Below are 18,969 nucleotides of genomic sequence, written 5' to 3' on the forward strand. Positions count from 1 at the left end.
GGATAGAGACAGATCATGACCGAGAAACTCGTCATCGTCGGTAATGGCATGGCGCCCGGGCGCATGCTGGAGCATCTCCTCGAAAAGGCGCCTGGCCACTACGAGGTCACCATTTTCAACGCCGAGCCGCGCGTCAACTACGACCGCATCATGCTCTCGCCGGTGCTGTCCGGCGAGAAGGAGTATGAAGAGATCATCATCCATGGTGATGGCTGGTACATCAAACACGGCATCACGCTCTACAAGGGCCACCGCATCGTTGCCATCGATCGCGACAAGAGAACGGTGACCTCCGACCACGGCGTGACGACAAGTTACGACAAGCTGGTGATCGCCACCGGCTCCGTACCCTTCATCCTGCCCGTGCCGGGTCATGACATGCGCGGGGTGATCACCTACCGCGATCTCGACGACGTGCAGGCCATGCTGCTTGCCGCCCAGTCGCGCGAAAAAGCCGTCGTCATCGGCGGCGGTCTGCTCGGCCTCGAAGCTGCCGCCGGCCTTGCCGGTCGCGGCATGGATGTCACGGTTCTTCACGTGATGCCGACACTGATGGACCGCCAGCTCGACCCGGCCGCCGGGTACCTGCTGCAGAAGGAGCTCGAAGGCCGCGGCATCAAGATCATCTGCAAGGCCAATACCAAGGCGATCATCGGCGACGGCAAGGTCGAGGGCATCGAGCTCGACGACGGCCGCGTCATTCCGGCGACGCTCGTCGTCATGGCCGTCGGCATCCGGCCAAGCGTCGGGCTTGCCAAGGAGGCCGGCCTTGCGGTCAACCGCGGCATTGTTGTCGATCAGGGCATGCAGACTTCGGATGGCCACATCTGGGCGCTGGGCGAATGCGCGGAAGTGGACGGCATGGTCTATGGTCTGGTCGCGCCGCTTTACGAGATGGCCCGCGTTGCTGCCTCCCATCTTGCCGGCGACCGCTCTGCCACCTTTGTGCATTCCGATACGCCCACCAAGCTCAAGGTCACCGGCATCGAGCTCTTCTCCCTTGGCGACTTCGCCGACGGCGACGACCGGGAGGAGATCGTGCTGCGCGATGCGTCGGCCGGCGTCTACAAACGAGTGGTGCTGAAGGGCAACCGCATCATCGGCACGGTGCTATACGGCGAGACGGCTGATGGAGCCTGGTTCAACGATCTGAAGAAGAAGGAGACCGATGTCTCCGAGATGCGCCAGACCCTGATCTTCGGCCAGGCCTTCCAGGGAGGTGCTCCGCTGGACCCTATGGCGGCCGTTGCAGCCTTGCCGGATGATGCGGAAATCTGCGGCTGCAACGGCGTTTGCAAGGGCAAGATCGTTTCGGCGATTGCCGACAAGGGCCTGACGTCGCTCGACGACGTGCGCGCCCACACCAAGGCGTCCGCCTCCTGCGGTTCCTGCACCGGCCTTGTCGAGCAGTTGATGACGCTGACACTCGGCGAAGACTACAGTCCCGCTGCTGTTCAGCCGATGTGCGGCTGCACCGACCTCGGTCACGACGACGTGCGCCGGCTGATCAAGGCCAAGGGGCTGAAGACCATTCCGGCGGTCATGCAGGAACTGGAATGGAAAACCTCCTGCGGTTGCGCCAAGTGCCGCCCGGCGCTCAACTACTACCTCGTCTGCGACTTCCCGGATGAATACGCCGACGACTATCAGTCGCGCTTCATCAACGAGCGCGTCCACGCCAACATCCAGAAGGACGGCACCTACTCCGTCGTGCCGCGCATGTGGGGCGGGGTCACCAATTCCGGGGAACTGCGAGCGATTGCCGACGTGGTCGACAAGTTCGACATCCCGCTGGTGAAGGTGACCGGCGGCCAGCGCATCGACCTGCTCGGCATCGAAAAGGAGGATCTGCCCGCCGTCTGGGCCGATCTCGGCAAGGCCGGTTTCATCTCAGGCCAGGCCTATGCCAAGGGCTTGCGCACGGTGAAGACCTGCGTCGGCTCCGACTGGTGCCGCTTCGGCACGCAGGATTCGACCGGTCTCGGCATTCGCATCGAAAAGTTCATGTGGGGCTCCTGGACCCCGGCCAAGCTGAAAATGGCGGTCTCCGGCTGTCCACGCAATTGCGCGGAAGCGACCTGCAAGGACATCGGCGTCATCTGCGTCGACAGTGGCTTCGAGATCCATTTCGCCGGCGCCGCCGGCCTCGACATCAAGGGCACCGAAGTCCTGGGCCTGGTGAAGACCGAAGACGAGGCGCTGGAGCATATCGTGGCGCTGACGCAGATGTACCGCGAACAGGCGCGTTATCTCGAGCGCATCTACAAATGGGCAAAGCGCGTCGGGCTCGACGAGATCCGTCGCCAGATCATGGACGATACGGACAAGCGCAAGGCCTACTACGACCGCTTCGTCTTCAGCCAGAAATTCGCCCAGGTCGACCCCTGGTCGGAGCGCGTCTCCGGCAAGGACAAACACGAGTTCCGGCCGATGGCAACGGTCGGCTTCCCTCAAGCTGCGGAGTGAGATGATGAACATGACCTGGCACCCGATCGGCGACATCTCGGACATTCCGCTGAGGGGCGCGCGCTGCGTGAAGACGCCCCAGGGCAAGATCGCCGTCTTCCGCACGGCCGAAAACGAGGTCTTCGCCATCGAGGACCATTGCCCGCACAAGGGTGGGCCGCTCTCGCAAGGCATCGTCCACGCGAAGGCCGTGACCTGCCCCTTGCACAATTGGGCGATCTCGCTCGAAACCGGCAAGGCGCTCGGCGCCGACGAAGGCGCGGTGCGCACCGTTCCGGTGCGCATCGACGGCGGCGCGCTGTTCATTGCGCTCGAAAGCCTGCTGATTGCGGCGGAATGACCATGGAAAGGGAGGTCAAAACCACCTGTCCCTATTGCGGCGTCGGCTGCGGTGTCATCGCGACGGTCGATGGCGACGGCGCCGTCGCGGTTCGCGGCGACGCCGATCACCCCGCCAATTTCGGCCGGCTCTGCTCCAAGGGTTCGGCGCTCGCCGAAACGCTCGATCTCGACGGCCGCATCCTTTATCCGGAAATCGGTGGGCGCCGGGCCGGTTGGGACGAGGCACTCGATCTGGTGGCCGAGCGCTTCGGCCAAACGATCGCCGAACACGGGCCGGATTCGGTGGCCTTCTATGTCTCCGGCCAGTTGCTGACCGAGGACTACTACGTCGCCAACAAGCTGATGAAAGGCTTCGTCGGCTCGGCCAATATCGACACCAATTCACGGCTCTGCATGTCGTCGTCGGTCGCCGGCCATCGCCGCGCCTTCGGTTCGGACACGGTGCCGGGGACCTATGAGGACCTGGAACTCGCCGATCTCGTCGTGCTTACCGGTTCCAACCTTGCCTGGTGCCATCCGGTCCTCTACCAGCGCCTCGCCGCCGCCAAGGCAATGCGACCGGGCATGAAAGTCGTCCTCATCGACCCGCGCCGCACCATGACGGCGGACATCGCCGACCTGCATCTGGCGATCCGGCCGGATACTGACGTGGCGCTGTTCGTGGGGTTGTTCTCGCATCTGGTCGTGCGCAATGCCGTCGACCAGAACTATGTCTCAGCGCATACGGCCGGTTTCGCGGAAGCTTTCGCGGCAGCCGACGCCATCTCCTTCAACGAAGTGCTAGAGCGGACCGGGCTCGCCGCCATGCAACTGCGCGAATTCTACCGGCTGTCTGCTACGACCGAAAAGGTCGTGACCTGCTACAGCCAGGGCGTCAACCAGTCGTCCTCGGGCACGGACAAGGTCAATGCGATCCTCAACTGTCACCTCGCGACCGGCCGCATCGGCCGGCCGGGCATGGGTCCGTTCTCGCTGACAGGGCAACCCAATGCCATGGGCGGCCGCGAGGTCGGTGGTCTCGCCAATATGCTCGCCGCCCATATGGCGATCGAGAATGCCGGCGACCGCGATCGCGTGCAGCGCTTCTGGCGCTCGCCGGCCATCGCCGAAAAGCCCGGGCTCAAGGCCGTCGATCTCTTCCAGGCGGTGGCAAAAGGCCACGTCAAGGCGCTCTGGATCATGGCGACGAACCCCGTCGTCTCGATGCCCGACGCTGACGCCGTCGAGGCTGCGATCAGGGCCTGCCCGTTCGTCGTCGTTTCGGACATCCTGAAGCAGACGGACACAGCCCGCCATGCGCATGTGCTGCTGCCGTCGCTCGGCTGGGGGGAAAAGAGCGGCACTGTTACCAATTCCGAGCGCCGTATCTCCCGCCAGCGGGCGTTCCTGGATGCGCCGGGGGAGGCGCGGGCGGACTGGTGGCAGCTGGCCGAGGTCGGCCGGCGCATGGGTTTTGCCGACGCCTTCGCCTACCATTCCCCGATCGGGATCTTTCGCGAACATGCCGCGCTCTCGGGTTTCGAAAATGCCGGCAGCCGCGATTTTGATATCGGCGCCTATGGCGATCTAACGCTAGAGGATTACGAGGCGCTTACCCCCTTCCAATGGCCGCAGCCGGAGGGACAAAGGCCCGCCGACAGCCGCTTCTTTGCGGAAGGCAACTTCTATCACGCGGACCGCAGAGCCCGGTTCGTGGCGGTTCGACCGGCGGACGCCGATCGCACAAATGCCGACTACCCCTTTACCCTCAACACAGGGCGCATCCGCGACCAGTGGCACACGATGACGCGATCAGGCAAAAGCGCGCGCCTGTCTTCCCATATAGCGGAGCCTTTCGCGGAGCTGCATCCGCGCGACGCGATGGAGATCGGCGTCGGCAATGCTGACCTTGTCGAGATTGAAAGCCCGCAGGGCAAGGCGATCGTGCGGGCGCTGATCACCGAGCGCCAGGCGCGGGGCAGCATCTTCGCCCCCATGCACTGGAACGACCAGTTTGCGGCGAGGGCGCGCATCGATGTCCTCGTGCCGCCGGTCACCGATCGCCTGTCCGGCCAGCCGGCTTCGAAGAACATTGCTGTCGCCGCGCGCAAGTTCAAGGCGACGCACTATGCCTTCGCCGTGTCGCAGGCAAAACCGGTCGATCCGGACGCGGCCTACTGGGCGCTGGCGAAAGCTGCAGGTGGCTGGCGGCTGGAACTGGCTTTTGCCGGGCCGGTGGACGACTGGGCCAATTGGTGCCGGCGCGTCTTCGTCATCCCGCAAGGGATAGAGCCGCTCGGTTATGCCGACGCGCAGACCGGCGACATCAGGCTCGCCTTCTTCGATGGCGCGCGGCTTCTCGCCGCCTTCTTCCTGGCGCGCGAACCGGTCGCCGTCGCCCGCAACTGGGCAATCGCGCAACTTGGCGCTGACCACGCCAATCTGCGCAAGCGTTTTGCGCTCGTCGCTGGCCGGCCGGGGGCGGACAAGCCGGATCCCGGCGCCACCGTCTGCTCCTGCTTCAGTGTTGGCGTCAACCAGATCGTCGCGGCCGTGCGCGGCGGTTGCCACAGCGTCGAGGCGGTCGGCAAGACACTCAATGCCGGAACCAATTGCGGCTCTTGCCGCGCCGAGATCAGGGGGATCATCGATGGATGCCTTGCAACCGCCGCTGAATAATGGGCCCGCCCGGATGGAGCCGCTCGCCAAGCTACCGGTCTTCTGGGCGCTGGAGGGCAAGCGCGTCGTCGTTGCCGGTGCAACGGATGGCGCGATGTGGAAGGCCGAGCTGCTCGCTGCCTGCGGCGCCTGCGTCGACGTCTACGCCGAAGATCACAACGAGGCCTTCACGACGTTCCTCGGCCGCACGCCGGAACATCCGGCCGCCAGCATCACGCTTTACCGCCGGCGCTGGGCGCCCGGCGATCTTGAGGGCGCAGCGCTCGCCGTCGGCGATTGCGAAGACATGGCGGAGGCGCGGGCGTTCGTCGCCGCAGCCGGCGCGATGGGCGTACCGGTCAACGTTATCGACAGGCCGGAATTCTGCGAATTCCAGTTCGGCTCGATCGTCAACCGCTCGCCCGTCATCGTTGCGATCTCGACGGACGGTGCTGCCCCGATCCTGGCTCAGACGATCCGCCGCAAGATCGAGACGCTGTTGCCGAGGAGCCTGAAGGGCTGGGCCGCGCTGGCGCAGTCTCTTCGCGCACCCGTGAACCGGCGTCTTGAGCCCGGTCCCCGGCGCCGCGCCTTCTGGGAGCGGTTTGCCGATCGGGTCTTTTCAACAATGGGTACGCCGGAGGAGGGCGTAGGCGGGGTGCTTCTTGCTGATGCCGAAAGGCTCGCGGAAGCCCCCGCCATCGGTCGCGTGACCTTGGTCGGCGCGGGGCCGGGCGATGCCGAACTCTTGACGCTGAAGGCCGTGCGCGCGCTCCAGGCGGCCGACGTCATCCTCTTCGACGACCTCGTTTCGTCGGATGTGCTCGAACTCGCGCGGCGGGAGGCAAAGCGCATGCTGGTCGGAAAACGCGGCGGCCGCGAAAGCTGCCGGCAGGACGACATCAATGCCATGATGGTCAAGCTCGCCAAGGCGGGGAAACGCGTGGTGCGGTTGAAATCCGGCGACCCCATGGTCTTCGGCCGGGCCGGCGAGGAAATCGCCCATCTCGACCGCGAGAACATCCCCGTGGATGTGATCCCCGGCATCACGGCCGCAAGCGCGATGGCCTCCCGCCTCGGCCTGTCGCTCACCCATCGCGACCACGCCCAGTCGCTCCGGCTCGTGACCGGCCATTCCCGCCATGGCGGTCTGCCCGACGATGTCGACTGGGCAGGTGTTGCCGACCGCCGCTCTACGACGGTCTTCTACATGGGTGGCCGAACGGCGGGACTGATCGCTGCAAAGCTCGCCGATGAGGGCCTTCCGCCCGAAACGCCTGTCGTCATCATGAGCGATGTCAGCCGGCCGGCCGAACGCAGCTGGCGCGGCACGCTCGCAACCATCCCCGAGGGCATCATGGAGATCGGCTACGACAACCCGGTGCTCATCGCCGTCGGCGATGTGCTTGCCGCCCGACAGACGACCGCCGGTTCGATTGTTGGAAGCGATCTCGTCGCCTATGCGGGGTAACGGCGCCTGACCTTTAGCTGAGCCCTTTGAGGTGCTTTCCTGCCTTCGACCTGGCTTCATCGGCTGAGGCGGTCGATGCCGGCGCGAACACGGGCAACGCCCTCCGGGATGCTCGCGCCCGGAATGGATGAGTAGCCCATGCGGAAATAGCGGCAGGGCTGATCACTCCGCGGGAAGAAGGGCGAGCCGGACTCGACCAGCACGCCATCCTCGCGCAACTGGCTCACCAGCCGGTCGGCATCCAGTCCCTCCGGCCCCTCCATCCAGAAGGACGTGCCGCCGAAGGACGACGACCCGGCGACGGTCAAATTCTCCCGACGCAGCGCCTCGGCCATCAGCACATGGCGCTTGTGATATTCGGTCCGCATGCGGTGGAGCACGGCGTCATAGTGGCCGAGTGCCAGGAAATAGGCTGCGGTGCGCTGAAGATGCCCGGGCGGATGGCGCAGCATCAGCGAGCGGAGCGCGCGCGCTTCGCGAATGAAGGGTGCGGGCGCGACGAGGTAGCCGAGCCGCAGTCCCGGAAACAGGGATTTGGAAAAACTCCCGATGTAGAGCACGCGGCCGGAGGGATCCAAGGCCTTCAGCGCCGGGGAAGGCGGGGCGAGGTAGCTGATCTCGAACTCGTAATCGTCCTCGACAATGACGAAGTCCCGCTCTTCGGCCGCTTCAAGCAGCTGCGTGCGCCGGTCGACCGGCATGGTCGCGCCTGTTGGTGAATGGTGGCTTGGGGTGACGAAGACGGCGTCGACGTTCTCCGGCAGGGCATCCGGCGACAGGCCCTCGCGATCCACGTCGACGGTCGTAACATTTGCGCCGCTGAGCAGAAGCGAGGCGCTGATATCGGGGTGGCAGGGATTTTCGCAGACAGCCGCAGAGCCCTTGTCCAGGATCAGGCGGGTGACGATCCAGAGCGCATTCTGCGCGCCGACGGTGACGAGGATTTCGTCGGGCGTGGCGTGGATGCCTCGGCGCGGCAGCGTGCGTGAGCAGATGTAGTTGACGAGCCGCACGTCGTCGGCCGCGGCAAAGTCGCTCGCCATCAGCACGAAGTCCTCGCGGGCGAGCGCCCGGCGGGCGCAGTCGCGCCAGGCATTGAGATCAAACAGCGTCGGATCCATCTGGCCGTAGAGGAAAGGGAACGGGTAGCGCCGCCAGTCCAGCGGTTTGTGGACCTGGCGCACGACGCCAAAGCTCATCTTGATCTTGCGGCTCCAATCGACCGGGTTGGAGCCGCCGGATGGGCGCTCTCCCTCGACATCCATGCCCGGTGGATTGCCGGAAATCCGGTAGGAGCTGCGGTTGACGGCCTCGACATAGCCCTGGTTGATCAGTTCCTGATAGGCGAGCGTCACCGTGATGCGCGAAATCCGCAGATAGTCGGCGAGCTTGCGCGTGGAAGGCAGGTGCGCGCGCGGCTGCACGCGCCCGGCAAGCACGGCGGAAACAACCGTTTCACGCAATTGCGCCTGCAGGCCGATCCCGCTGTCGCGGTCGATGAAGAAGATGGTTTCGGAAACGTTCATCTGCACGACGCCTGCTCCCCCCTGGCGACGTTAAACTGGATCTATTCAACTTCCAGACTGGATATAACGCAAGCCGGATCTCGGCCTTATCGTCATCAGCAAGACCGGAAAAACGGCCAGGGAATAAACAAAGAGGAGGAAGAAGAATGCTACATGGACATTTCAGACGATTGGCCGCGGCGGCCAGTATTGTCGCGAGCCTGGCCGCATCGGGCGTCGCTTACGCGGAAACGAAGCTCGTCGTCGGCTATCAGCAGATCGTTGGCCCGTTCGTAGCTGCGATCGCCGATGGCCGCTTCGATGCAGCCGCCAAGGAAGCCGGCTATACGATCGACTGGCGCCAGTTCAGTTCCGCCGGCGACATCACGACGGCGCTCGCCTCCGGTGACGTGCCGATCGGGGTGCTCGGTTCGACCGGCACGGCGTCGGCCGCAACGCGCGGCGTCGAGCTGCAGCTCTTCTGGATCCTCGACAATATCGGCCAGTCGGAGGCGCTCGTCGCCCGCGAGGGCTCGGGCATCGAGACGCCGGCCGACCTCAAGGGCAAGAAGGTTGCCGTACCTTTCGTCTCGACTTCGCATTTCCATCTGCTCGTCGGCATGAACAAGGTCTGGAACGTCGACCCGCGCGAGGTGGAAATCCTCAACCTGAAGCCGCCGCAGATCGTCGCCGCCTGGCAGCGCGGCGATATCGATGCGGCCTATGTCTGGCCGCCGGCGCTTTCCGAAATCCAGAAGACCGGCAAGACGATTTCCGATTCCGAGGTGATCGGTGCGGCGAGCGTACCGACTTTCGACGGGCTGGTGGTTGACAAGGCGTGGGCTGCGGAAAATCCGAAGCTGATGGAGGCCTTCACCAAGGTCCTGGCGGACGCCTATGCCGACTACAACGCCAACAAGGCGGCTTGGACGGAGGAATCGCCGCAAGTGGAAGGCATCGTCAAGCTGATCGGCGGCGATGGCCCGAGCACGGTGGAGGCATTGCGTCTCCTCTCGTTCCCGAACGCGGACGAACAGGCGTCCGAAGTCTGGCTTGGCGGCGGCGCTACGCGGGCGCTCACCGAAAGCGCTAAGTTCCTCGTCGAGCAGAAGCAGATCAGCAACGCACTCGACGACTACGGCCCTTACGTGAATGCCGACTTTGCCAAGGCGGCTGCGCAATAGGCTAATCTGTCGATTGCGCCGGCCGTGAGGAGTGGCCGGCGCACCATCATAGACCGTGACCGAGGTGCAGGGAGGCATTTCTCATGGAAACATTGAGCGTCAGGAACATCAGTCTGACCTACCCGGGCCTGTACTCGGACCAGGCGATCATCGCCTTGAAAGGCGTCAATCTTACCATCAACAGCGGCGACTTCGTCGTCGCGCTGGGCGCATCAGGCTGCGGGAAGACGACGCTGCTTAACCTGATGGCCGGCTTCATGGCCCCGTCGGAAGGCGACATCACCCTTGGCAACCACCAGGTGAACGGTCCCGGCGCCGAGCGCGGCGTGGTCTTCCAGAAGCACGCGCTTCTGCCGTGGCTGAACGTCATCGAGAATACCGAATTCGGCCTCAAACTGCGCGGCGTCGACAAGGCGACGCGGCGGGAGCTTGCGACCAAGAACCTTGCGCTGGTCGGCCTGCAGGACTTCCACCGCCACATGATCTATCACCTCTCGGGTGGCATGCAGCAGCGCGTCGGCATCGCAAGGGCGCTCACCTGTGATCCTGCCATGCTGTTGATGGACGAGCCGATGGCGGCCCTCGACGCGTTGACGCGCGAGACGATCCAGGAGCTGCTTCTGAAGGTCTGGCAGCTCACCAACAAGATGTTCTTCTTCATCACCCACAGTGTGGAGGAAGCGTTGTTCCTCGGCTCGCGGCTGATCGTCATGTCGCCGCGCCCGGGCCGCATCACCCATACCTACGAACTCAACTTCAACAAGCGCTTCCTCGCCGAGGGCAATGCGCGCGCGATCAAATCCAGCCCGGAATTCATCCGCATGCGCGAAGAAGTGCTCGGCATCATCTATGGCGACGAACGTGCGTCCGGCAACCCGGAGGTGGCCCATGCTTGACAGAGTGACACGCGCCAAGCCCGTAAAGGCCGGCAAGATCTTCGGTGCTCCGGGTGAAGGCAGCAGCGGTCTGATCAGTTTTTCGACGACGGTCGTCATCGTCGCCCTCTGGTTCCTCGTGACCGAAGGCGGCTGGGTCAAGCCTCTTTTCCTGCCGTCGCCGCTGGCGGTCTGGGACAAGTTCATGCTGGCAATGACCGACGGTGTTTCGAACTCGACGCTGATGCAGCACACGCTGGCCAGTATCGGCCGCGTCTTCGGGGCCTTCCTGCTGGCGCTGCTGACGGCAGTGCCGATCGGCGTGCTCATGGGCGTCAATCGCTTCGTGCGCGGCCTGTTCGACCCGATCATCGAATTCTACCGGCCTCTTCCGCCGCTTGCCTACCTGCCGCTGGTCATCATCTGGCTCGGCATCGGCGAGTTCCCGAAGGTGTTCCTGATCTATCTGGCGATCTTCGCGCCGATGGCGATTGCCGCAAGGGCAGGGGTGCGTTCGGTCTCCACCGAGCAGATCCACGCGGCCTATGCGATGGGCGCCACCCGCGGGCAGGTCATCAGCCAGGTGATCATGAAGGCGGCCTTGCCGGAGATCTTCACCGGCATGCGTATCGGCATCGGCGTCGGCTGGACCACGCTTGTGGCAGCGGAAATGGTGGCCGCGAACCGGGGCCTCGGCTTCATGGTTCTGAACGCCGCCGAAAACCTCGAAAGCGACACGGTGATCATGGGCATCTTCATTATCGGCATCTTCGCCTTCGCCTTCGATCTTCTGATCCGCTACCTCGAAAAGGCGCTGATCCCCTGGAAGGGTCGCCTCTAACCGGCGACCACCTCCGACACTTCAACTGAATACGGCCTGGCGGCCTTTTGAAGACGGCCTTTCCCGTCTCTGGCGAAGCCATGCCTGACGACCAAGCCAAAGGACAGGACCATGACACTGACGGCAACCGATCTCAAAACCTTGTTCGATGCCTTCAACCGGCATGACATCGATGGGGTCATGCACTTCTTCGCCGAGGATTGCGTGTTCAACGCGGTCGCAGGCCCGGAGGTCTACGGCAACCGTTTCGTCGGTACGGGTCCGATCGCCGACGCCTTCAGCGGCGTCTGGAAATCGATGCCGGATGCCGAATGGGGCAACCACAGCCATTTCGTCGAGGGCGATCGCGGCGTGTCCGAATGGACCTTCTCCGGCACGGCCGCCGATGGCAGCCGCATCGAGGCGGAGGGCTGCGACCTCTTCACCTTCCGAGACGGCAAGATCGTGCGCAAGCAGGCGTTCCGCAAGAACCGCCCGGTCCTGCAACCCCGCTACTGACGGCTGGAGCGAAAGCCATGCAACTGCGCGCCACACCCTTGAAGCCGGCAAGAGAGCCGTTTGATCCGGCCTATGACCCCAACCATGCCCGCAGCCCCGGCACGGGCAAGGACTACGCGCCGACCTACTGGATCGGCACTGCCGGTCCGGAACCGGAGGATGACGGTCCGGTCACGCGCGATATCGATGTCGACGTCGCCATCATCGGTTCCGGCTATACCGGCCTCTCCTGCGCCATTCATCTGGCGCGCGAGCACGGCATCAAGGCAACCGTGCTGGAGGCGAACGGCGTTGCCTGGGGCTGCAGCACCCGCAATGGCGGGCAGGCGCAGATTTCCGCCGGTCGCCTGAAGCGCTCGCAATGGATCGCCCGCTGGGGCGTGGATGTCGCGCGCAAGATGCATGCCGAGATTTCCGAGGGGTTCGATTTGTTTCGGGCCCTGGTCAAGGAACCGGAGATCGACTGCGACCCGCAGGACGGCGGCCACCTCTACATTGCCCATCGCGACAAGATGCTGCCGGCGCTCGAAAACGAGGTCCGCGTTCTCAACGATACTTTCGGCTATCGCGCCCGCATGATCTCGCGCGATGAGATCCACCGTGATTTCGTCCGCGACGAGGAAGCACGCGGGGCGATGTACGAGCCCGATGGCATGGGCATCCACGCAGCAAAACTCGCCTTCGGTTACCTCAGACTTGCTCGCAAGCTGGGCGCAAGGGTGCATACGTCGAGCCCCGTGCTCTCCTGCATCGCCAAGGGCGGCATGCATTACCTGACGACGCCTGGCGGAACGGTGCGGGCGCGTGCCGTCTGCATCGCGACGGCCGGCTACACGTCACCCGGCATGAACGCGCTCACCCGCCATCGGCTGATGCCGATCCTGTCGAACTCGATTGTCACCCGGCCGCTGACGGAGAGCGAGCAGAAGGCGCTGAACTTCAAGGCGCGCATTCCGCTCACCGACACGCGCACCCTGCGCCACTACTACCGCATGCTGCCGGACGGACGCGTGCAGATTGGCAGCCGCAGTGCGATTACCGGGCGCGACGCCGGAAACCCGAAGCATCTCGAACTGCTTCTGGCAGGTCTCTACCGCAAGTTCCCGGCGCTGCGCGACATCGACATCGACTACTCCTGGTGGGGTTGGGTGGACGTCAGCCACGACATGATGCCGCGCATCTTCCAGCCGGATCCGGCCCAGAGGCTGTTCTACGCCATGGGTTATGGCGGCAATGGCGTCATGTATTCCGCCCAGGCCGGCCGGCGCATGGCGCAGATGGTCGCCGGCAAGGGCGGCGATCTCGACCTTCCGATCTTCACCTCGTCCCTGCCGGGCCACGGGCTGCTGACGCCGTTCCGGCGGCTTGGGCAATGGGGAATGTACCGCTGGTACTACCTCCGCGACGAGATCCTCTAACGCTTTGAAATAATACCAGGAAAGGAACCACCCCATGAAAATGACCACCGAGGAAGCCTTCGTCAAAGTTCTTCAGATGCATGGCCTCGAACATGCCTTCGGCATCATCGGCTCGGCCATGATGCCGGTGTCGGACCTGTTCCCGAAGGCCGGCATCAAATTCTGGGACTGCGCCCATGAGACCAATGCCGGCATGATGGCCGACGGCTTCAGCCGCGCCACGGGCACGATGTCGGTTGCGATCGGCCAGAACGGCCCCGGCGTCACCGGCTTCATCACCGCGATCAAGACCGCCTACTGGAACCACACGCCGCTTCTGATGGTCACGCCGCAGGCGGCCAACAAGACGATCGGGCAGGGCGGTTTCCAGGAGGTCGACCAGATGGCGATGTTCGAGGAAATGGTCTGCTACCAGGAAGAAGTACGCGATCCCTCGCGTATCCCTGAAGTCCTCAACCGCGTCATCGAAAAGGCCTGGCGCGGCTGTGCGCCGGCGCAGATCAACATTCCGCGCGACTACTGGACCCAGGTGATCGACGTCGACCTGCCGGCGATCGTTCGCTTCGAGCGCCCGGCCGGCGGCCCGCAGGCGATCGCGGAAGCGGCCAAGCTGCTGTCTGAGGCGAAATTCCCGGTCATCCTCAACGGCGCCGGCGTCGTCATCGGCAATGCCATTTCCGATTCCATGAAGCTTGCCGAGCGTCTCGACGCGCCGGTCTGCTGCGGCTACCAGCACAACGACGCCTTCCCAGGCAGCCATCGCCTGTCGGTCGGCCCGCTCGGCTACAACGGCTCGAAGGCGGCGATGGAGCTGATCTCGAAGGCTGATGTCGTGCTGGCACTCGGCACAAGGCTCAATCCGTTCTCGACGCTTCCGGGCTACGGCATCGACTACTGGCCGAAGAACGCCTCGATCATCCAGGTCGACATCAACGCCGACCGGATCGGTCTTACCAAGAAGGTGTCGGTCGGCATCTGCGGCGATGCCAAGCAGGTCGCCCGCCAGATCCTGGAGTTGCTGTCGCCGTCTGCCGGCGACGCCGGCCGCGAGGAGCGCAAGGCGACGATCCACCAGACCCGCTCGGCCTGGCAGCAGCAACTATCCTCGATGGACCACGAGGACGACGATCCGGGCACGGAATGGAACGAAAGCGCACGCTCGCGCGAGCCGAACCGTATGTCGCCGCGCCAGGCATGGCGGGCGATCCAGGCGGCCCTGCCGAAGGAAGCGATCATCTCCACCGATATCGGCAACAATTGCGCGATCGGCAACGCCTATCCGACCTTCGAAGCCGGCCGCAAATATCTGGCACCGGGCATGTTCGGCCCCTGCGGTTATGGCTTCCCGTCGATCGTCGGCGCCAAGATCGGTTGCCCTGATGTGCCAGTGGTCGGTTTTGCCGGTGACGGTGCCTTCGGCATCTCGATGAACGAGATGGGCTCGATCGGCCGCGAGGGATGGCCGGCGATCACGATGGTGATCTTCCGCAACTACCAATGGGGCGCTGAGAAGCGCAACACGACGCTCTGGTACGCCAACAACTTCGTCGGCACGGAACTCAACCCCAACCTCTCCTACGCGAAAGTGGCCGAAGGCTGCGGCCTGAAGGGTGTTGCCGTTAATACGACGGCAGCGCTGACTGAGGCGCTGTCTACTGCGATCGCCGACCAGAAGAAGGGCGTGACAACCTTCATCGAAGTCATCCTCAACCAGGAGCTCGGCGAACCCTTCCGCCGCGACGCGATGAAGAAGCCGGTGCCGGTTGCCGGCATCGATCGTGCCGACATGCGTCCGCAGAAGCGGGCGTGATCCCTCTTACCAACCATGCCCCGCCCGGCGCGTCCGGGCGGGAGTGAACATCCCGCAAGTGACCGGATTAAAACCATGACCTTCGTCACCTCCGTCCACGAACGCTTCCGGAGCGTACCCTCCGGCTTTGCGGCCTATTGGCCCGGCTTCGCCGTCACTGCGGCGGTTGCCGTCGCCGCCCAGTTTCTCTCCGATCACTACGGCGCGCCGGCCATGCTGATGGCGCTGCTGCTCGGCATCGCCTTTCACTTTCTGTCCGAGGAAGGGCGCTGCGTCGCCGGGATCGATTTCTGCGCCAAGAAAGTGTTGCGCATCGGCGTGGCGCTGCTCGGCATGCGCATCAGCGTCGACCTGCTCATCGGGCTCGGCGCAAGCACGATCCTCCTCCTGGTTTCAGCCATCGCTGCGACCATCGGTTTCGGCCTGCTCGCCGCAAAACTGCTCGGCCGCGGCTGGCGATTGGCACTCCTGACCAGTGGATCCGTCGCCATCTGCGGCGCCTCGGCGGCGATGGCGATCGCCGCCGTGCTGCCGAAAAACGAGTTTGCCGAGCGCAATCTGATCTTCACCGTGCTCTCGGTCACGGTGCTCTCCACCCTGGCGATGATCGCCTATCCGATCATCGCCCAAACCATGGGGCTGGATGCGCGTGCGACCGGCATATTCTTCGGCGGCACCATCCACGACGTCGCCCAGGTTGTCGGCGCCGGCTTCTCGGTCTCACCGGAAGCGGGCGAGACGGCGACGCTGGTCAAGCTGATCCGCGTCACTATGCTGGCGCCGGTCGTGCTCATCTTCTCGCTGTCGCTGCGCAAGGTGCCACAGCCCGAAGGCGAAACAGGCAAGCGCCCGCCGTTGCTCCCGGGTTTCGTCGTCGCCTTCCTGATCTTTGCGGCGCTGAATTCCTTCGGCTTCGTTCCGGAAATGGTCGCAAAGGCCGGGATGGAGACCTCGCGCTGGGCGCTGCTTGCCGGCATCGTCGCCGTCGGCATGCGCACCTCGCTTCGCCGCGTTCTCGACGTTGGCGGCGACGCGGTCGCGCTGATCATCGCCGAAACCGTCTTCATCGCCCTCTTCATCCTCGTCGGCATTCACTATCTGGGGCACGCCTGATGAAACCGCTCGACCGCATTCTCGAAGCCGCGAAAGCCGCCCCCCGCCATATCGTTCTCGCCGAGGGCGAGGACCCGCGCATCGTCGAAGGCGCCTTGCGGGCCGTGCGCGCTGGCATTGCCGAGATCACGCTCGTCGGCAACCGGGAGATCGTCGGAGGGCAACTGGCGGTCGCTGGTGGCAATCGGGACGCTATCCGTATCGAGGATCCGGCCTCGTCCGCGTTGACGCAGCGCCTTGCTGCGGCCTATCACGCGCTGCGGCGAAACAAGGGCGTCGACGAGGTGGCTGCGGCGGCAGCCGTGCGTTCGCCGCTCGTCTTTGCCGCCATGATGGTGCGCGAGGATCACGCCGACGGCACGGTCGGAGGCGCGGTCGCCACCACCGCCGATACGGTGCGTGCCGCACTCCAGACCATCGGCCGGGCACCGGATGTCGGGCTGGTATCAAGCTTCTTCCTGATGATGCTCTGCGCGCCGCACCATGTGAAGAAGGGCGCCTTCGTCTTTGCCGATTGCGGGCTGGTGGTGGATCCGGACGCCGCGGGCCTTGCCGATATCGCCGTGACCTCCGCGCGCTCGTTCGAGGCGCTCGCCGGCAAGCCGGCGAAGGTGGCGATGCTCTCGTTCTCGACGGCCGGCAGCGCCGCGCACGAGCGGGTTTCCAAGGTGGTTGAGGCGACACGGCTTGCCCATACCGCAGCGCCGGGTCTCGTGATCGACGGGGAGTTGCAGTTCGACAGCGCCTTCGTCGAGGCCGTCAGCGCCGCCAAGGCACCGGATTCGGCTCTTCATGGCGAGGCCAATGTCTTCGTCTTTCCGAATCTCGACGCGGCCAATATCGGCTACAAGATCGCGCAGCGGATCGGCGGCGCCGCTGCCATCGGCCCCATTCTGCAGGGGCTTGCCAAGCCCGCCAACGATCTCTCGCGTGGCTGCAATGCCGATGACGTCTTCCACATGATCGCCGTCACCGTCGTTCAGGCTTCGGGCGGGCAGGGCTAGGTCCTCGGAGGTCCTTGTCGCTTGATTGCGTAGGCCGCTCTTGTGGCGTCGCGGTCGTCAGGCGAACCGGACGGCGGCCCGTGCGCGCGCCTTGGCAGCTTCTTCTTCGCGGTTGCGCGGGGGCTGCGACGTCTCGAGTGCGTCGATCAGTTCCTGCGCGCAGGCCGCGATCGAACTGACCGCGCGCTCGAACGCCGCTTCATTGCGTTTGGATGGTTTGTTCGTTCCGCTCAGTTTGCGCACGAACTGCAACGCGGCGTCATGGATCTCCGCGTCCGTCGCCGGCGGCTCGAAATTGAACAGGGGTTTGATGTTTCGGCACATGACGGGCTCCCGGTCCTCTTCGTTCTCGCTCCTGTCGAGGTCGGGATCTTAGTGCCCGTTCCTCGTCGGCGGAAGACCTTTGCCGTCTCCTAATACAAATCCGACGGTCGGACGCCTCCGGTCAGGAATTCCTGCCGTTCTGAGCCAGGCGCATGCCGGCCGCGCGCCCGCCGCTCGGCACCACGACGATCTGCTTGACCTTGCCCTGCTTGAAGGCGGTCAGAAACCGCGGATAGTCGGCGAAGGCGACGCAGCCATGGGATTCCGCGCGCTTGCCGCGCAGCAGGTAGCTGTGGGTCAGGAAACCGTCGCGACCGTGCTTGTTCCTTCCATCGACGGGCAGCATGCGGATCGCCTCGACGCCGTGGAAGCGCGTTTCGCGCATCCTGAGATTATAGGTATGCGGCGGGGTCGGCCCGGTCATCCTGACATTCACATAGCGCGGATTGTCGGCCATCTTGCCGATGCCGGAATGGGCCTCGAGCACGCTGCCGTCGGGCATGTAGACCTTGGCGGCAGTGATGTCGTAGACGGCAACGCCATTGCCGGCCTTGGCTCCACCACCAAACATGTTGCGGAGCGCCTGGCCGAAACCGGTGCCGGCACTGTTCTCGGTCGGGTCTTCCGGCCGTGCATAAGCAAGCTTCTGCTTCTTCGGCGCTTCGTCCTCGTCCGCCTTGGCGGTCTCCTCGGCCTTTTTCGCCGCCGTGTCTTCGGCCTGCCTTGTCAGTGGGTTTTCGTCTTCGGCAGCCGGCTTTTCCGCTTGCGTGGCGCGCGGGCGGAACTGCGGCATGGGTCCGACGGAGGGGGTGTCCTCATGGCTCGGCAGGGCGGCGGTGTCCTCGGCGGCATCCTGGTCCGGCTCCTCGGCGAGATCGTCCTCGGAGGGCGCGGTCAAAAGTGCGGAAAAGGCGCTGCCTTCCACGTGGCTCTGAGAGGGCGTGGCGTAGGCGAGCTGGACCGGCTTCTCGTCGGCGGTAACGGTCGCCACCGGCGCGAAGCGTTCCGGTGCCGGCAGGCCGATCGTCGCGGTCTGATGGTGCGCCTGAGGAGGGAGAACGGAGTTGCTCGCGACTTTCTCGGACGACAGAACGGCTTTCTTCACCGCAGCTACAATCCGGGCGCTCTTGCCGATCGTTTCCGCATCCCTCGGGAGCTCGCGATTGTCCGCGAATCTCGCTTCGCTGGGGGCAAGGCTTGCGACCATGACCGGCTGCGCCGCAGCGGCGGCCACGAGCCGCGTCGCCTGGTTGGTTCTGGCGTGTTTGTCCCAGGCGCGGTCTTTTACCTTCTCGGCCAAATGCAACTGCGGCTTGGGCAGCAGGCGGCCCGAACCATGCGCGTATGAACTGCCTATCGCGGCCATGCCGACAAGCGACCACGCAGCCGCGCCGACGAGGGCGGTGCCGCAGCAAGTGATCAACAATGGGCGCAACAGACGGCGCAAAGACTGTGAGCGAATGATCTTACTCAACTACGCA

The 18,969-nt window shown here is 64.6% G+C and carries 15 protein-coding genes; 12 read left to right on the forward strand and 3 right to left on the reverse strand.

Translation table 11 applies throughout. The features are described from left to right. The first annotated feature begins 15 nt into the window (after nt 1-15). Genes nirB through cysG form a run of 4 tightly spaced genes read left to right on the forward strand, consistent with a single transcriptional unit; the run spans nt 16 to nt 6,916 of the window. Complete coding sequence (gene nirB / locus XB14_RS28190) at nt 16-2,466, forward strand: nitrite reductase large subunit NirB (RefSeq protein WP_077966835.1); 2,451 nt, start codon at nt 16-18, stop codon at nt 2,464-2,466. 4 nt (nt 2,467-2,470) lie between these two features. After that, nucleotides 2,471-2,806, forward strand: coding sequence for a nitrite reductase small subunit NirD (nirD, locus tag XB14_RS28195; protein WP_419178632.1), 336 nt, complete (start codon nt 2,471-2,473; stop codon nt 2,804-2,806). Nucleotides 2,807-2,808: 2 nt separating this feature from the next. After that, nucleotides 2,809-5,466, forward strand: a complete 2,658-nt coding sequence (locus XB14_RS28200; protein ID WP_077966837.1) for a nitrate reductase — start codon at nt 2,809-2,811, stop codon at nt 5,464-5,466. Beyond that, on the forward strand, nt 5,438-6,916 hold the full coding sequence (gene cysG / locus XB14_RS28205) for a siroheme synthase CysG (RefSeq protein ID WP_077967802.1): 1,479 nt from the start codon (nt 5,438-5,440) through the stop codon (nt 6,914-6,916). Before XB14_RS28200 ends, cysG begins: the two co-directional genes overlap by 29 nt. Before the next feature lie 56 nt (nt 6,917-6,972). Here cysG and XB14_RS28210 read toward each other — a convergent pair whose 3' ends face one another. After that, the gene (locus tag XB14_RS28210; protein WP_077966839.1) at nt 6,973-8,442 is read right to left on the reverse strand and encodes a PLP-dependent aminotransferase family protein; all 1,470 of its coding nucleotides are present in this window, start codon (nt 8,440-8,442) and stop codon (nt 6,973-6,975) included. Between the two features lie 146 nt (nt 8,443-8,588). Here XB14_RS28210 and tauA point away from each other — a divergent pair, with 146 nt between their 5' ends. The 8 genes from tauA (at nt 8,589) to pta (ending at nt 17,164) form a co-directional block, all read left to right on the forward strand. Then, complete coding sequence (gene tauA, locus XB14_RS28215; protein ID WP_077966842.1) at nt 8,589-9,605, forward strand: taurine ABC transporter substrate-binding protein; 1,017 nt, start codon at nt 8,589-8,591, stop codon at nt 9,603-9,605. 83 nt (nt 9,606-9,688) lie between these two features. Beyond that, on the forward strand, nt 9,689-10,501 hold the full coding sequence (locus tag XB14_RS28220) for a taurine ABC transporter ATP-binding protein (RefSeq protein ID WP_065375984.1): 813 nt from the start codon (nt 9,689-9,691) through the stop codon (nt 10,499-10,501). Beyond that, the gene (locus XB14_RS28225) at nt 10,494-11,321 is read left to right on the forward strand and encodes an ABC transporter permease subunit (protein WP_034790428.1); all 828 of its coding nucleotides are present in this window, start codon (nt 10,494-10,496) and stop codon (nt 11,319-11,321) included. The genes XB14_RS28220 and XB14_RS28225 overlap by 8 nt, the downstream gene beginning before the upstream one ends. Nucleotides 11,322-11,438: 117 nt before the next feature. Then, nucleotides 11,439-11,819 (forward strand): nuclear transport factor 2 family protein, encoded by a 381-nt coding sequence (locus XB14_RS28230; protein ID WP_143348618.1) that lies wholly within the window; start codon nt 11,439-11,441, stop codon nt 11,817-11,819. 17 nt (nt 11,820-11,836) lie between these two features. Further along, a complete protein-coding gene (locus XB14_RS28235) occupies nt 11,837-13,237 on the forward strand; it encodes an NAD(P)/FAD-dependent oxidoreductase (RefSeq protein WP_077966846.1) in 1,401 nt (466 codons plus the stop codon). Nucleotides 13,238-13,271: 34 nt separating this feature from the next. Continuing rightward, nucleotides 13,272-15,047, forward strand: a complete 1,776-nt coding sequence (gene xsc, locus XB14_RS28240; protein ID WP_077966848.1) for a sulfoacetaldehyde acetyltransferase — start codon at nt 13,272-13,274, stop codon at nt 15,045-15,047. 75 nt (nt 15,048-15,122) lie between these two features. Next, nucleotides 15,123-16,160: a YeiH family protein gene (locus XB14_RS28245; RefSeq protein ID WP_077966865.1), complete on the forward strand. Its 1,038-nt coding sequence runs from the start codon at nt 15,123-15,125 to the stop codon at nt 16,158-16,160. Further along, a complete protein-coding gene (gene pta / locus XB14_RS28250) occupies nt 16,160-17,164 on the forward strand; it encodes a phosphate acetyltransferase (protein ID WP_077966877.1) in 1,005 nt (334 codons plus the stop codon). The genes XB14_RS28245 and pta overlap by 1 nt, the downstream gene beginning before the upstream one ends. Nucleotides 17,165-17,221: 57 nt before the next feature. Here the strand turns inward: pta and XB14_RS28255 are convergent, their stop codons facing one another. Together XB14_RS28255 and XB14_RS28260 are read right to left on the reverse strand one after the other, a co-directional pair. Continuing rightward, nucleotides 17,222-17,488 carry a DUF2277 domain-containing protein gene (locus XB14_RS28255; RefSeq protein ID WP_077966879.1) on the reverse strand — a complete coding sequence of 89 codons (267 nt, stop codon included), beginning with the start codon at nt 17,486-17,488 and terminating at the stop codon, nt 17,222-17,224. A 121-nt stretch (nt 17,489-17,609) separates the two neighbouring features. Continuing rightward, the gene (locus XB14_RS28260) at nt 17,610-18,788 is read right to left on the reverse strand and encodes a DUF2778 domain-containing protein (protein WP_234804160.1); all 1,179 of its coding nucleotides are present in this window, start codon (nt 18,786-18,788) and stop codon (nt 17,610-17,612) included. Nucleotides 18,789-18,969: the final 181 nt, after the last annotated feature.

Source organism: Ensifer adhaerens (assembly GCF_002007205.1).
Classification (GTDB): domain Bacteria; phylum Pseudomonadota; class Alphaproteobacteria; order Rhizobiales; family Rhizobiaceae; genus Ensifer; species Ensifer adhaerens_D.